This window comes from Methylacidimicrobium cyclopophantes, from assembly GCF_902143385.2.
GTDB classification, from domain to species: Bacteria; Verrucomicrobiota; Verrucomicrobiia; order Methylacidiphilales; family Methylacidiphilaceae; genus Methylacidimicrobium; species Methylacidimicrobium cyclopophantes.
Window position 1 is genome coordinate 1 of the sequence record NZ_CABFUZ020000101.1, and the last position, 13,852, is coordinate 13,852.

Sequence of the window (13,852 nt, forward strand, 5' to 3'; positions counted from 1 at the left end):
GCTCGCCCGTACCGGGCGCGTCCACGGATTCATCTTAAGCGGCTCTTGGGCCGACGTCCGCGACCCCCAGATCCTCGCTGAGCTCAATCGTGAGCAATAACCGTCTCTCTGCAGGGAACTCCGAAGACGAAACCCGGTGGTCGGGCGCGATCGAGTCGACCCTCCGCTACCTTGCAACGGAAAAAGATCACTCGGTAAACACACAGATCACGAATCGTCTTTTGCTCGAGTCGTTCGCGAAGTGGGCCATTGCAAACAACCTCCCCGACCCCGCCTCGCTGTCGATCGAGCAGGTCCACAGATACTTGGCAGAGGAGCGAGAGAGAGGGCTCGCTTCCGGTTCCCTCAAGGCCGCTATCATCGCAATGCGCCATCTTGTTTCCTTTCTGCGAAGAGAAGGCAGCATTTCAGTGGATCTTTCTCAAGATCTGGATATTCCAAAAGTAGGGCTGCGCATTCCTCGAGTACTATCTGAAGAGGATGTGAATCATCTTTTATCTATTAAATATCCATCTACGCCGGAAGGGATTCGCAATCGAGCAATCCTCGAGGCTCTGTACGGTGGCGGCCTGCGGGTCAGCGAACTGGTGGAACTGCGCTTGACCTCCCTTTTGCCGCAGGATCGAATGCTCCGCGTTTTCGGCAAGGGCCGAAAGGAGCGGATTGTGCCCCTAGGGGATGCTGCCATCCGCGCTCTGGAGGATTACCTTCGAGAGGGCCGTCCGCGATTGCTCGGTTCCAGGAGAAGCGATTTTCTTTTCCTCCGGAGAGGCGGTCGTCCTCTCACCCGCTTTTGTATCAATCAGATTCTTTTGAGTCTTGCCAGAAAGATCGGGCGTCGTTATGGACTTCATCCCCACCTGTTGCGGCATTCCTTTGCCACACATCTCCTCCATCGGGGCGCGGATCTTCGCTCATTGCAGCTTCTTCTCGGCCACGCCGACTTGGCGACTACGCAAATGTACACGCACGTCGCCATCGATCGGTTACAGGAGGTCCACCGTCGCTTCCACCCTCGTGGGCAATAACCTTCCAGGGATGCTCTTTCTTTTCACGTTTTGCCTAAGAAATGCGAATTGCTCTAGCGACAGCTCATGCGCCCGCACCGAAATAGTCGCGCCGATCTCCAGATCGACCCTTGCTTTTCCCCTCTCTTCAAGGTTGCATCCATCATCATAACACATTGTTTCCTATGTAGATAGTCTGGTTATTTTCCATTTTAAGTAGAAAGCGGAAAATGGACATTGCGACTTTCCAAAAGATCATTTGTCATGACTTCCGTAATGCCGATCTGTTGCGGGAGGCGCTCACCCATCCTTCCTATGCGGCGGAGAGGAGAAGCGCCGGGCCGAACTATCAGCGGTTGGAGTTTCTGGGTGATGCCGTCCTCCAACTTGCAATCACCGATTTGCTCCACGCCAGGTTTCCTCTTCACAGAGAGGGCCTGCTGACGAAGATGCGTTCTTTTCTGGTCAATCGCTCCACCTTGGCCGGCATTGCGAAAGAGCTGGGCGTGGGAGAGCTTCTCCTCTTGGGGAAAGGGGAAGAAAAGAGCGGCGGACGGGCAAAGGAATCCAACTTAGCGGATTCCTTGGAAGCGGTGATTGGGGCGGTTTACCGCGACAGTGGGTGGCGCAAGTCAAAGGTGGTCGTCCGGAAATTGTTCGCTCATGCGATTGGCGATCTCGCCTCCTCTCCGGGGGCCTTGTTGGAAAACCCGAAAGGGAGGCTGCAGGAACTATTGCAAAAACAAGGAGGCGACCCCCCTCGGTATCGGTGTGTAAGCCAGTCGGGCGCGGCTCATCGGAAATGGTACAACGTGGTTGTGGAATGGGGAGACAAACGTCTTGGCGAAGGTTCCGGTAGCAGCAAAAAGGAAGCGGAGCTCACCGCGGCAAGCGACGCACTCTCTCGCATAGCTCCCGATAGGCTGCCCGGATCCCCTTGCGCTTCCCTTCGTACGCACCAATGAACTCTTCGACAGTGGGGAAGCCCAAGCGCTGCCCGAGCTTCTTCCACGCCGTCGGATCCTCCGGCAGAACCTCTTGTTGTTGATTTCTTTCTCGTCGGAGCACCGCTTCTACCCGACGCAGGAAACGATAGCCGTCTTCCAAAACTCCGGCGAGATCCGGTTCCCTCGTGCGCAGATCGGCTAAGACGTTCCAAAAGTTCGGTTCCCGTTTCCCCGTTCTCATTGACCAGAGGGTCAACCCAAATTCGATGTCAAGAATCCCTCCAGCTCCGGTTTTGAACCGCTGGAAAGGAGCCAAAGCGGCATGGCGCTCCTGCTCGATCCTTTCTCGCATCGAGATGATCTCGTCCAGCGGACAAGCCCTACTTCGCTCTCTCCAGAGCCGGTCAACCATCGCGATAAATCTTTCCCCGGTTTTCCCTTCCCCGGCCACAAAGCGTGCCCTGGTCAAGGCTTGGATCTCCCAAAATTGGGCTTTGTCCCGGTAATAGACTTCGTATACCTCCACCGGTAGAGCAAGGGGCCCCTCACCGTGGGGGCGGAGGCGGTAATCCATGGGGAAAAGGATGCCGGCAGGGAGAGGTTCCCCGAGAAATCGATGGATGGCCAACGCCGATTGCTCTTGGGAACCAACGCAGAGACAATCGAGGTCAGAGCCGTAGGCCAACTCACCTCCCCCAAACCGGCCTAGCCCGATGTAGGCGAGATCTCCAGATGGAATCGTTTGGCAAGCAAACTCCAAGCAGGCTTCGGCAAGGGCCGTGTATTCCCGTTGGATTTCGAGAAGATCCGCTAGCCCTAATATGTCCCGAAGGAGGATGCGGAGAAGTTCCCCGCGACGATAGAGTCGGGCGCCAACTGCGGCTTCTCCCCGCACGCAACCCAGCCCCTCGAGATACTCCTCCTTTCCCTTTCGACACCCTAAGGAACGACTCTGGGTGATCTCCTCAAACAGCTCGGGCTGAGCAAAAAGAATCTCACTGAAGAAGGAACTGGCATCGAAAAGCCTGACCAGAAGTTCCAACGCCTTGGGATTAGCCGCTAGGGTCTCAAAGAGGTACGACCTAGCACCGTAGCGGGCGACGAAAGATACGAACCGCCGAAGAACAACGTCGGGTTCGACCGCCAGGTGCAAGGCTTTTCCCAAAAAAGGAGTTAAACGACGATAGGCTCGCGTTGCTCGCGGGGCACTCAACAGAGAATCCCTCTGCTGGAGCGCTTCCAGATTGCGCACAGCCTCTTCCGGGGAGGCGAAAAGTTCGAGAGGAATAGATACCGAAGGCGATTCTTTTTTTGTGAAATATTGTTGAAATAATTCATGAACGTACGAACGGTGCGATCGCAACTTCGATTCAAATTCCGAAGTCGAAAATCCAAGCGATTCCGCTATCCGGGATCGAGCCGCTGCTTCCGTGGGGAGCAAGTGTGTCTGCAATTCTTCTACCATCTGCAGTCGATGTTCGAGATTCCGCAGGAACCCGTATGCGTCGATCAACGCATCGACCTGATCTTGCGGCAGCAGCCCGACCGTTGAGAGCGCTCGCAATGCTCCACAGGTGGATCGAACCTGAATCACGGGCTGCCGAGCGCCATAAAAAAGCTGCAAGGCTTGGGCTAGGAACTCGATCTCTCGAATCCCCCCTGGGCCAAGTTTTACATCCCGCTCCTTTCGATCCGCCGACAAGATTTCTTCGTCGATTCTCGACTTCATCGCGGCGATTTCCTCGAACACCTCCTCCGAAAGATGGCGCGGGAAGCAAAATTGATGGCGCAACACCTCAAATTCGTATCCCAGGCCGGCATCCCCAGCGACAAACCGTGCCTTGATGAGAGCCATTCTCTCCCAAGTTTCCCCCGAGGAGGCGTAATATCGCTCACATTCGGAAAACGACGGCACGAGAGCACCCGCATTGCCGTCGGGACGCAGCCGCAAATCCACCCGGTAGAGTGAGCCGACGCCTTTCGAATCGGCCAAACCTGCCACGACCTGTCGCGCAATCATCGGACGAAGCGACCCGGCGAATGGATTCTCGTCGTCCGCAGCAAGAAAAACGATGTCGATGTCCGAACTGTAGTTGAGCTCCCCGCCGCCGAGTTTTCCCAGCGCCAAGATGGCAAGAGGCGTCTGATTTACGCGCGATTCTTCGCAAACGACTTGAAGGACTTGCCCGACGCAAAAATCGGCGAGACGAGAGAGCGCCCCCGTGGTTTTCTCCCACGACCAAAGGCCTGCAAAATCGAGAAGGCCGATTCGTATTTGCTCCCGTTGCTTGAGCAGACGGAGCGCATTGAGCTTTTTCTCCCCATCCGCATGGACTCCCCAAAGCTCTCGCCAATCCATGCTCCAGCGGCCGGGACCGCGAGTTGCACATTCCGGTGACGCCACAACAGCGGTGAGCCAATCGACCCAATCCGGATGAGCGACCAATCGACCGCGGGAGACGAGCGAAAACTTCTGAAACGCGGCCAACGCTGCCTCGAAAGTCGCAAAACGGCCAAATTTCTCCATTGATTCCATTCCTGATCTATCGCGACCAAGCCGACTCTCCCCATCCGTTCTTCCAGCCGGCCGGACAGGAACTCTCCCAGCCAGACCGCCGCTCTCTACGCTTCCTCAAAGGCAGTCTCTTCGAACGGTTCTGTGAAATTTTCGCAATAACGAAACAACTCTTACGTAGTGAGTGAATCCCTCATTCCAACGAATAATGGAGCGAAATAGGTAAAAATCATGTCGGCTCCCGCCCGCTTGATCGAGAGAAGTGCTTCCCGGTAAGTCGCTTCCAAGTCCAACCATCCGTTTTGCGCTGCGGCTACGATTTGTGCATACTCGCCGCTGACTTGATAAGCCGCGACAGGCAACAGAGTGCGGTCCCGAACTTTGGAAATCACGTCCAAATAGGGACCCGCGGGCTTCACCATCAAAATATCCGCTCCTTCGGCTTCGTCTAATTGGGCTTCCAAAAGGCCTTCCCGCAGATTTGCCGGATTCAGCTGGTAGCTCCTCTTGTCCAAATACCCCTTCGCTCGGCGGCTCCCGACGGCGTCGCGAAAGGGTCCATAAAAGGCAGAAGCGAACTTTACCGCATACGAAAGCACCCCGACTCGCTCCAGATCGGCCTCGTCGAGGCTCGCCCGAATCGCTCCGACCCTCCCGTCCATCATGTCGGAAGGGGCCACAAAATCGACTCCCGCTCGACCGAGAACTCGGGCCATGTTGCAAAGCAAGCCCACGGTAACATCGTTTTCGATTTCCTCGGTCTCCGAATTCCAAATGCCATCATGTCCATGCGTGGTATAGGGATCCAACGCGACGTCGGCGATCACGAGCAGGGAAGGAGCTCTCTCCTTGATCTCCCGAATTACTCGGGGAATCAGCCCATCGGAATCTAGCGCTGCAGATCCCGTTGCATCTTTGTTGCTCTCGGGGATGCACGGGAAAAGAGCGATCGCGGGAACTCCGCGCTCATGGAGATCCAGAGCGAACCGAAGAGCGTCCTGCGGTTGATAACGAAAAACCCCGGGCATCGATGGAATCTCTTCGCGCGCACCGTCCTCCTTGCAAAAGACGGGTGCAATCAGATCGCGCACCGTAACGGCGTGCTCCTCGATCAGCCTGCGGACTCCTTCCGATGCTCGGAGCCTTCGAGGACGACGCCGCAAGAGAAGCTTTTTGGACGAATGTGCCATGCTCCCACGCTACGTCGTTCCCTTTTCTCTTTCCAAGGGCTTTTCCACAAAGATGACAATCTCCCTGGGAAAGCCTCCCGTCTCAATCGAACGACGGGAACCTCGCCCTGACCATAGCTCCCGAAACGTCCTATCCTTGTCCCCGCAATCCAGGAGCTCCGTGCATGCACATCCAAAAATCCCATGCCCGTCGAAATCGAGGCCCCACACGATCTTGGCCTTGCTTTTCAACGATTTTTTGCCTCCCTAAGCTAAGGCTCGCGACTGGATCGACTATGCCCCGTTTATACCACGTTCAACATCCGATTCTTCTCGATAGGATTACCCGGCTTCGCGACCGAAGCACGGATCAACGTCTTTTTATTCATTTTCTAGAAGAAGCTGCGTTTATCCTTGCGGTGGAAGCAACTCGCGACCTTGCATTGCGGCCGATTCCCGTGATTACTCCGTTGGAGGAAGCCGAGGGCGCCGTTCTTGCAGAACCCGTGGCGCTGGTACCGATTCTTCGCGCCGGCCTCGGAATGCTTCGACCCTTCCGTACCCTTCTTCCCCATGCCACTGTTTCATTCGTTGGGGCTTTCCGCAACGAAGAGACGCTTCAGCCGTCGGTCTATCTGGATCGCATTACGGGTATCACGCCGGAGACCTGCGTTCTTCTTTTGGATCCCATGCTGGCGACCGGCGGCACCGCAAGGGCTGTCTTTACCCTGCTCCGCGAGCGGGGAGCCACTCGCCTCCGGCTCGCCTGCTGCGTGGCTTCTCCCGAAGGAATCCGCAGCGTACAAGAAGCCCACCCGGATGTTGTCATCTACACCGGCGCCGTCGATCGAGGGCTCGATCAGCAGGGCTTCATTTTACCGGGCTTAGGAGACGCGGGCGATCGTCAATTCGGCAGCCGCGCCGATCTTTCCTGAGCGCACGCACCTCCACCTCCCATCTACAGGAAAGGAGTGGAGCCGTCGCCTGTTGGTGTTTGCGCTATAGGTGTTTGCGCTATACTTAATCCAGTATATATACATTCTTATTACTTGTTCCATACATCTTATATCCATTATGTAACCACTGTATGACCAGAGCTCCGTCCGAAGGGTCTTTGTCGCGCCCCGTTTCCACCGCCGCCCCGTTCGCCGCTTCCCCCCTCAAAAAAAAGAGCTTTGCCTTACCGCCACAAGCTCCATAACGTTGCCGGAATGGAGACCTTGGAGAGTCTTCGAGCCCTTTATGACCAACCCCTGTTGAGCTTACTGACCAAAGCGCGCACGGTTCACGTGGCGCATCACCCCGAGAATGGAATTCAACGATGCGAACTGGTGAATATCAAAGAAGGGGGTTGCAGTGAAGATTGCCGCTATTGCGCTCAGAGTGCTCGCTACGCGACGGGACTGACGACCCATCCTCTTCTTGACGCCGGCGCGCTACACCATGCGGCAATGGACGCGCGCCGCCATGGAGCGACCCGCCTTTGTCTCGGCGCCGCCTGGCGCGGCCTCAAAGAAGCAGATGATCGACTGGAGGCTGTTTGCCGTCTCGTCGAAGGCATCCGCGATCAGGGACTGGAGATTTGCGTGACCCTGGGACTCCTTGGCCCAAAAGCGGCGCGGCGTCTTCGAGAAGCGGGGGTTCGGATCTACAACCATAACCTCAACACCGGTCCAAACTTTTATGGACGAATCGCAACGACCCACAGCTTCGCCGATAGGGTCGCAACCTTGCATGCGGCACAGGATGCGGGTCTTCGATTATGCAGCGGCGGCATTCTCGGGATGGGGGAAAGCATCGAGGATCGCCTGGAGATGCTCCTTGCGCTTCACCAACTCGATCCCGCGCCCGAAAGCATCCCATTTAACCTCCTCGTTCCCATCCCAGGCACCCCGCTCCAGTCGAAAACACCGGTCGATTCGTTCGACCTCGTGCGCCTCATCGCCGTAACGCGCATTCTTTTGCCTCATTCCCGAATTCGGCTGGCCGCCGGACGCCGTGGGTTGTCCCGGGAAACCCAGGTACTCTGCTTTTTTGCCGGCGCAAACTCTCTTTTCATCGGAGAGCAGCTTCTCACCACCCCCAATCAATCGCTCGATGCCGACCGAGCGCTCTTTAAGACTTTGGGAGTCGAGGCTTTCTGCCCCGAAGCAGGGCAAGGTTCCTGAGAACGATCCTCTCTCCGAGAACGTGCGGAGTCGCACACGGGAAAGACGCGCACGGAAAAGAGTGACCACCTCTCTTTCGAATCGGCCGGGATTGGCGGCTTGCAAACTTTCCGGAGCTTAAGCGGCGGGGAACTTCCTCGACAACCATGCCATAATCTTGTCAGTCTATAGCGTATGAAGACATATTCCCATCCGGAAGCTCTGGTTGAGACCGCATGGCTCACGGATCATCTGCAGGACCCTGGGATTCGCATCGTTGAAAGCAACGAGGACGTCCTCCTTTACGATACCGGCCATATCCCCGGAGCCGTGCATATCGACTGGCGGGCGGATCTCAACGACCCGGTGATTCGGGACTACATTGCACCGGAGAAATTTGCGGCACTTTGCCGCAAGAACGGCATCGACGAGACGACGACCTGCATCTTCTACGGAGACAAGTCGAATTGGTGGGCTTGCTATGCTCTCTGGGCTTTCCGTCTTTATGGCCATGAGCGAGTGAAAATTCTCAATGGCGGCAGAGACAAATGGATCCGGGAAGGGAGACCGCTCGTTCGCGAGAAGCCTTCCTATCCTGAAACGACTTACCCTGTGCCGACCGCACGCCATGACAAAGAGATCCGGGCCTTTTATGAGGAAGTGCGAGCCTTTTTGACGACAGGTGGGCCCTTGATTGATGTCCGGAGCCCGGGGGAGTTCACGGGGGAGCTCCTCCATATGCCGGAATATCCTCAAGAGGGAGCTTTGCGAGGGGGCCACATCCCCGGCGCCAAAAGCGTGCCATGGAAAGCGGCGGTTCGAGAAGACGGGACTTTCCGGTCGGCAGAGGAGCTCTCCCGAATTTATGAGGAGAGTTGCGGGCTTTCTTCGGATAGGGAAAGCATCGTCTACTGCCGAATCGGCGAGCGCTCCAGCCACACATGGTTTGTCCTCACGTATTTGCTAGGGCACAAGAAAGTGAGGAACTATGATGGGTCGTGGACCGAATGGGGCAACAAAGTAGGAGCTCCAATCCAACGGCCGTAGACTGGCATTGACGCGCGGGGGAATTGGGATTTGATTCATCTCCGATGCAAAACGTCGACCCAACCTTACCTCTACGCCTTCAAGAGATCGTGGATCTCTTTCAAAATCTTCCCGAGGAGGAGAAGCGTGAGCTGCTGATCGCCTACAGCGATCGGTCGAGCGAATGTGCCCCGAAGGAAGGAGAAACCTATACCCTTTCCGATGTGCGGAAGGACCAAGAGTGCACCGACTCGGTCGGCGTTTTCTTAAAAGCCGACTCCGAAAATCGACTGCTTTTCCGGATGTCGCTTGGTGCCCATGTGCAGACCTTGACGAAGGCGATGGCCTCCATCCTTTGTCAAGGCTTGGCGGGTTCGACAGCGGAAGAAGTAATGGCCGTCCCCAGTAGCTTCGTACCAAAAATCGTAGGCACGGAATTGGTGCGTCAACGCAGTCAGACCGTTTATTACATCCTTGCACGAATGAAGAGCGCCTGCCGCCAGCTCGTCGCGGAACGACGGCGGGCGGAATGCGTCGGCTCGACTTCATGAGCCTCCACGAGAAAGAGGCCGAGGTAACGTTTCGCTCGCTCGGCTTGGGTAAGGCTCCCTTACGGCTGGATGACGAGCGACGTCATCAGGAGAAGGCGGTCGCTCTCGGAGGAGAGACAGCCGAGTTTCCTCGGATACTCATCGGGCGAAGCCGATACGAGAAGATCCTGGACGAGCTCATCACCTCGCGATTGCGCTGCTTTACGAGGGAGGCTTCCGTTTTCCCGGAAGAGTTTCTGGCGCGATACTTCCGGGAACGGTACCGATCCACCGCCTATGACGCGATCCTGCAGCGGCAACATTCTCTTTCGGAAACGGAATCATCCCCGATGTCAGCGCTTCAACGGGCCCAACTCTATCGACGCAGCCTCGTAGAGCGGCTCCTCTCCCATGTCGAGCGGCGGAGAATCAACAGCCGCGCTTGGCTCGACCGCACTTGGCAAGAACTAGTCGGCCCACAGATCGCCGCAGAGTCGCAACTCGTTCGCGTCGATCGAACCGCAGGGCGCGCGATCCTGCGATCGGTCAATGCTTCCCTCGCTTTTTCCCTGCGCCGCCGCCAGGATCTACCCACCAAGCTTTCCGAGACGCTGGGCATCCCGATCCGCGAGCTCCGGGTGATCGCCTGAACGATCGTTTCGGGCGCAATCATCCCCTTGTTCTAGATGCGGTAGCCATAACCTGAACCATTCCGCTCCCGATTTCCGCGGGAGAGCGGATGACGGAGATTCCCGCCGATTCCAAGGCTTCGATTTTTGCCTGGACGGTACCTGCGATGCCGCTCACGATCGCTCCCGCATGTCCCATCCGCCTCCCGACGGGCGCAGTCGCTCCCGCCAGGAAAGCAGCTGCCGGTTTCCGAGATGAGATCTTCCAAAATGCGGCGGCTTCCTGCTCTTCGCATCCTCCGATCTCGCCGATAATCAAGATTCCTTCCGTTGCTGGATCTTTATCGAACATCTCGACGACATCACGTAGTCCCAGACCATGGATCGGATCGCCGCCGATACCGATGCAGCTGCTCTGCCCGATGCCTAATTGGGAGAGTTGCCAAACCGCCTCGTAGGTGAGAGTCCCGCTTCGAGAAACGATTCCAACTGGGCCCGGTCGATGAATATAGGCCGGCATGATCCCGAGCTTCGATTGCCCCGGGGTAATCACCCCCGGGCAATTTGGTCCAATCAGAAGCGTGCTCGTCCGTTCCAACCATCGCCGAACCCGAATCATGTCCAGGATCGGTATCCCTTCGGTGATGCAGATAATCAGATCGATCTCCGCAGCTGCCGCCTCCAGGATGGCGTCCGCGGCAAGAGGAGCCGGCACAAAGACCAAGCTTGCGGTGCATCCAGTCGCCTCTTTCGCTTCAATCACGGAATCAAAGATGGGCACGGCTTCATCAAAGCTTTGTCCTCCTTTTCCCGGAGTCACCCCCGCCACGATGTTCGTGCCGTAGTCGAGACAGGCGCGCGCATGGAAGGATCCGGCTCTCCCGGTAATTCCCTGCACGACGACCCGAGTGGAACGATCCACGAGAATCGACATCTATCTCGGCTCCTTAGCCGCGGCCACGGCCATTTGAGCCGCGTCTGCCAAATCGTCCGCGGTCCGAATAGACATACCCGACCGCCGCAAGATGGCTCTGCCCTCCTCGAGGTTCGTACCCTGTAGCCGGACGACAATCGGGACTTTGGGCATTACCTGGGAGACCGCGTCGACAATGCCTCGCGCAATCACGTCGCATCGCAGGATGCCGCCAAAAATATGGACGAAGATCGCTCGCACCCTGGGGTCTTTCATCAGGATGCCGAAGCCTTTGGTTACCTGATCTTGATCCGCTCCTCCGCCGACGTCGAGAAAGTTGGCTGGCGTTCCTCCGTAGCGGTGCAAGATATCCATCGTCGCCATGGCAAGCCCGGCTCCATTGACCATGCAGCCGATATCGCCCGAGAGACCCACGTAATTGAGGCCGGCTTTTGTGGCCTCCGCCTCGCGTCCATCTTCAATCACCTCGGTTCGATAGCGCGCAATTTCCGGATGGCGAAAGAGACCATTCTCATCGAAACTCACTTTTGCGTCGATCACGGCGAGTTTCCCATCCTCGACCACCGCGAGCGGATTGATCTCGGCCAAGCTGGCATCACAGTCGCAAAAGAAATGATAGAGCCTCGCGATCGCGTCGGCGGCTTGAAGAAGCAAGGGGCCGCGCAAGCCCATGCGGAGGCCAAGCTCTCGTGCTTGATAGGGCCATAGGCCCATTTGGGGATCGACCCGGATGCGATGGATTGCTTCCGGATCCTCCCGAGCTACCTCCTCGATGTCTACCCCCCCCCGGGCGCTGCCCATCACCACGGGGCACCGACACTCTCGATCGATAAGAATCGCCAGGTAAAGCTCACGAAGGATCCGAGGCGCCTTCGCAACCAGCACCCGATCCACCCGCCGTCCTTCCGGGCCTGTCTGCCTCGTAACCAACACGCCTCCGAGCATCGCCCGCGCGACTTCTTCCACCTGATTTGCATCGGAGCAGAGCCGGACTCCCCCGACGAATCCGTTGAGAAAGCGCCCCTTTCCTCTCCCCCCGGCCAGGATTTGAGATTTCACGACGAAGGGACCATCGGTCAGTACGACGGCAACCTGCCGTGCCTCCTCCGGGGTCGTCGCTACGTCGCCGGCGGGAATCGGCATGCCATATCGAGCGAGGAGACTTCTGGCTTGGTACTCGAAGACATTCATGAGGAAGCGTCTAACTCCCTACCACGCTCCCGGGCCCCCATTGCTCTGCCGGCCTCCTCCATCCGTGTGGCCGGCACCAGAATCGCATCGCGCATTCCGTGAACGAGCTTCTTGTCTGCAGGACAAATGGTTGCCAAGGCGCCGCGGAGCTCCGCTTTCCCATCGATCAGGAAATAATAGGGAGAGATGCGGGCGCGGCCGAGCATCGTCTCCTCTTCCCCATTCGAGGTAAAAAAGCGGTGCTCGACAATCGCAGCCTTGGAAAAACGCTGTAAAATCCATGGATGAGATGTGAACTCCTCCAGAGCATGTGTGAGCCTTTCTTGCCACTCCGTTTGCGCCAAGTCGGAACCGACAAAGACCCCTCGCGAACCCCAAGCCAAGGGAGAAAAGCCGGAAATCTTCAATACAAGATCCCTTTCGGATTGACTGAATTGACCGACTTCCTTCCAGTCATTCACCTCCAATCCGGGATAGACTGCTTGCGGCGGAAGTGGGGCGGGATCGAGAATCCAACTCTGCGGAATGATTTCTCGCAAGAGACGGAATCCCTTCTCAGTGAGCTGGCGCCTCCAAAAATCGCGGAACGGCCGGAGCCAAAAGAGGGCGAGCCAGAGCTTTTCCTCCAAATAAGGCTTCAGCGGCGGCGTCATCCGGTGTCGGTCCGCGTCGAAGCTCTCTCGAAGAGAAACGAGCTTCTCCCAATCAAAGCACTCGAAAAAGCGGTAGATGGGCCGGTCGCCGCAACGATAGTCTTCCGCCCATCGCATCCGCTCGGAGCCGACTAGGTACTCCATCTCAGGCCAATAAGAAGCTGCCTCTTCGGAAACGACGACATCGCCTTCCGGGAAAATATGGACAAATCCTTGCTTCATCCCGTCGACTCCTCCGACGAGAGCTGAATCCCAATGGGCAAATCGCTCCTGCAACCAAGCGGTGACTCCGATGCCGCCCGGCACGCTGTCCAATTCGCAGAGAGCAAAACCCGACTCCGTCCAAAGGAGATCAGGCCGAATGACGCACGGGAGTTGGTTGGCCAAAGCCGCGCTTCGGGAGAGAGAGACCAGATCCCCAGGTTTGCCCCGATCGAGGAGATCGGCAATCCAGGCTGGCGCCTTCCCTTGGACACTCCATCGGTAGAGGAGATTGCAGCCTTGGATGAAGTGATGCAGAACCGGACCCAATCGGTCTAACAGAGCCAGGTGTCGCTCTCCCAAAGGGAACGCGACGTCGCTGATGCGCCATTCCTTCGCGGCGAGGAGCCCCGAATTCGGCATCCCGCTCCGGAGCAGCAATAAATGATCGTACGCGTTCAAACCCGAATTGGTTCCTGAATTGCCCGACTCGGGCTTCTTTTTCGACAAGCGGCCCTCTATCCGGCCCTTTCGGCAATCGCGTCCGAGCCCACCCTATGCGTGCGGGGGAAGCAATTCGGCGTGGAGCTTTGCAAGACGCTTCTCAAGCCAGCTCGTCTCATAGCTTGGCGGATATCTTCTCGTCAACCCCTTCTCCATCGCCCGGATGCCGCAGCCCTTCTCGGAGGTCGCTCGACGGAGACCGAACGAATCAGCCGCTGGATCTTCGTTTTCTCTCAATGGCTCTGGTCTGTTTGAAAGCCGCATCTTGAGGAATCGGGGAGCGTCCCCTTCGGCTCTTTCCAAAGGGACCAAGTGCTTGCACCTCTCCTCCCGCGCCGCGTATATCGGTTACGTATGGAAGAACTCATCATCATCGGGTCCGGCTGCGCCGGCTGGACC

12 protein-coding genes are annotated in these 13,852 nt (G+C 57.2%); 7 read left to right on the top strand and 5 right to left on the bottom strand.

What is annotated here, in order from left to right; genetic code table 11:
• Window positions 1-89 precede the first annotated feature (89 nt).
• Both FN369_RS04140 and rnc read left to right on the top strand, forming a co-directional pair.
• The gene (locus FN369_RS04140) at window positions 90-1,028 is read left to right on the top strand and encodes a tyrosine recombinase (RefSeq protein ID WP_178087663.1); all 939 of its coding nucleotides are present in this window, start codon (window positions 90-92) and stop codon (window positions 1,026-1,028) included.
• Window positions 1,029-1,237: 209 nt separating this feature from the next.
• Window positions 1,238-1,972: a ribonuclease III gene (gene rnc, locus FN369_RS04145; protein WP_142524942.1), complete on the top strand. Its 735-nt coding sequence runs from the start codon at window positions 1,238-1,240 to the stop codon at window positions 1,970-1,972.
• Here the strand turns inward: rnc and FN369_RS04150 are convergent.
• A complete protein-coding gene (locus FN369_RS04150) occupies window positions 1,887-4,481 on the bottom strand; it encodes a [protein-PII] uridylyltransferase family protein (RefSeq protein WP_178087664.1) in 2,595 nt (864 codons plus the stop codon). The genes rnc and FN369_RS04150 overlap by 86 nt on opposite strands.
• A 161-nt stretch (window positions 4,482-4,642) precedes the next feature.
• Window positions 4,643-5,659 carry a porphobilinogen synthase gene (gene hemB, locus FN369_RS04155; protein ID WP_142524944.1) on the bottom strand — a complete coding sequence of 339 codons (1,017 nt, stop codon included), beginning with the start codon at window positions 5,657-5,659 and terminating at the stop codon, window positions 4,643-4,645.
• A gap of 275 nt (window positions 5,660-5,934) precedes the next feature.
• Here hemB and upp point away from each other — a divergent pair, with 275 nt between their 5' ends.
• The 5 genes from upp to FN369_RS04180 all read left to right on the top strand — a co-directional run bounded on the left by upp (window position 5,935) and on the right by FN369_RS04180 (window position 9,991).
• Window positions 5,935-6,573, top strand: coding sequence for a uracil phosphoribosyltransferase (upp, locus tag FN369_RS04160; RefSeq protein ID WP_142524945.1), 639 nt, complete (start codon window positions 5,935-5,937; stop codon window positions 6,571-6,573).
• 276 nt (window positions 6,574-6,849) lie between these two features.
• The gene (gene bioB / locus FN369_RS04165; RefSeq protein ID WP_142524946.1) at window positions 6,850-7,806 is read left to right on the top strand and encodes a biotin synthase BioB; all 957 of its coding nucleotides are present in this window, start codon (window positions 6,850-6,852) and stop codon (window positions 7,804-7,806) included.
• Between the two features lie 174 nt (window positions 7,807-7,980).
• On the top strand, window positions 7,981-8,832 hold the full coding sequence (locus tag FN369_RS04170; protein ID WP_142524947.1) for a sulfurtransferase: 852 nt from the start codon (window positions 7,981-7,983) through the stop codon (window positions 8,830-8,832).
• A gap of 44 nt (window positions 8,833-8,876) precedes the next feature.
• Window positions 8,877-9,362 carry a SufE family protein gene (locus FN369_RS04175; RefSeq protein ID WP_142524948.1) on the top strand — a complete coding sequence of 162 codons (486 nt, stop codon included), beginning with the start codon at window positions 8,877-8,879 and terminating at the stop codon, window positions 9,360-9,362.
• Complete coding sequence (locus tag FN369_RS04180; protein WP_142524949.1) at window positions 9,341-9,991, top strand: DciA family protein; 651 nt, start codon at window positions 9,341-9,343, stop codon at window positions 9,989-9,991. The genes FN369_RS04175 and FN369_RS04180 overlap by 22 nt, the downstream gene beginning before the upstream one ends.
• Before the next feature lie 19 nt (window positions 9,992-10,010).
• Here FN369_RS04180 and sucD read toward each other — a convergent pair whose 3' ends face one another.
• The 3 genes from sucD to FN369_RS04195 are packed head-to-tail and all read right to left on the bottom strand — an operon-like array spanning window position 10,011 to window position 13,372.
• On the bottom strand, window positions 10,011-10,904 hold the full coding sequence (sucD, locus tag FN369_RS04185) for a succinate--CoA ligase subunit alpha (protein ID WP_142524950.1): 894 nt from the start codon (window positions 10,902-10,904) through the stop codon (window positions 10,011-10,013).
• A complete protein-coding gene (gene sucC / locus FN369_RS04190; protein WP_142524951.1) occupies window positions 10,905-12,095 on the bottom strand; it encodes an ADP-forming succinate--CoA ligase subunit beta in 1,191 nt (396 codons plus the stop codon). It lies immediately after the preceding gene.
• Window positions 12,092-13,372: an H-NS histone family protein gene (locus FN369_RS04195; RefSeq protein WP_142524952.1), complete on the bottom strand. Its 1,281-nt coding sequence runs from the start codon at window positions 13,370-13,372 to the stop codon at window positions 12,092-12,094. Before FN369_RS04195 ends, sucC begins: the two co-directional genes overlap by 4 nt.
• Window positions 13,373-13,852: the final 480 nt, after the last annotated feature.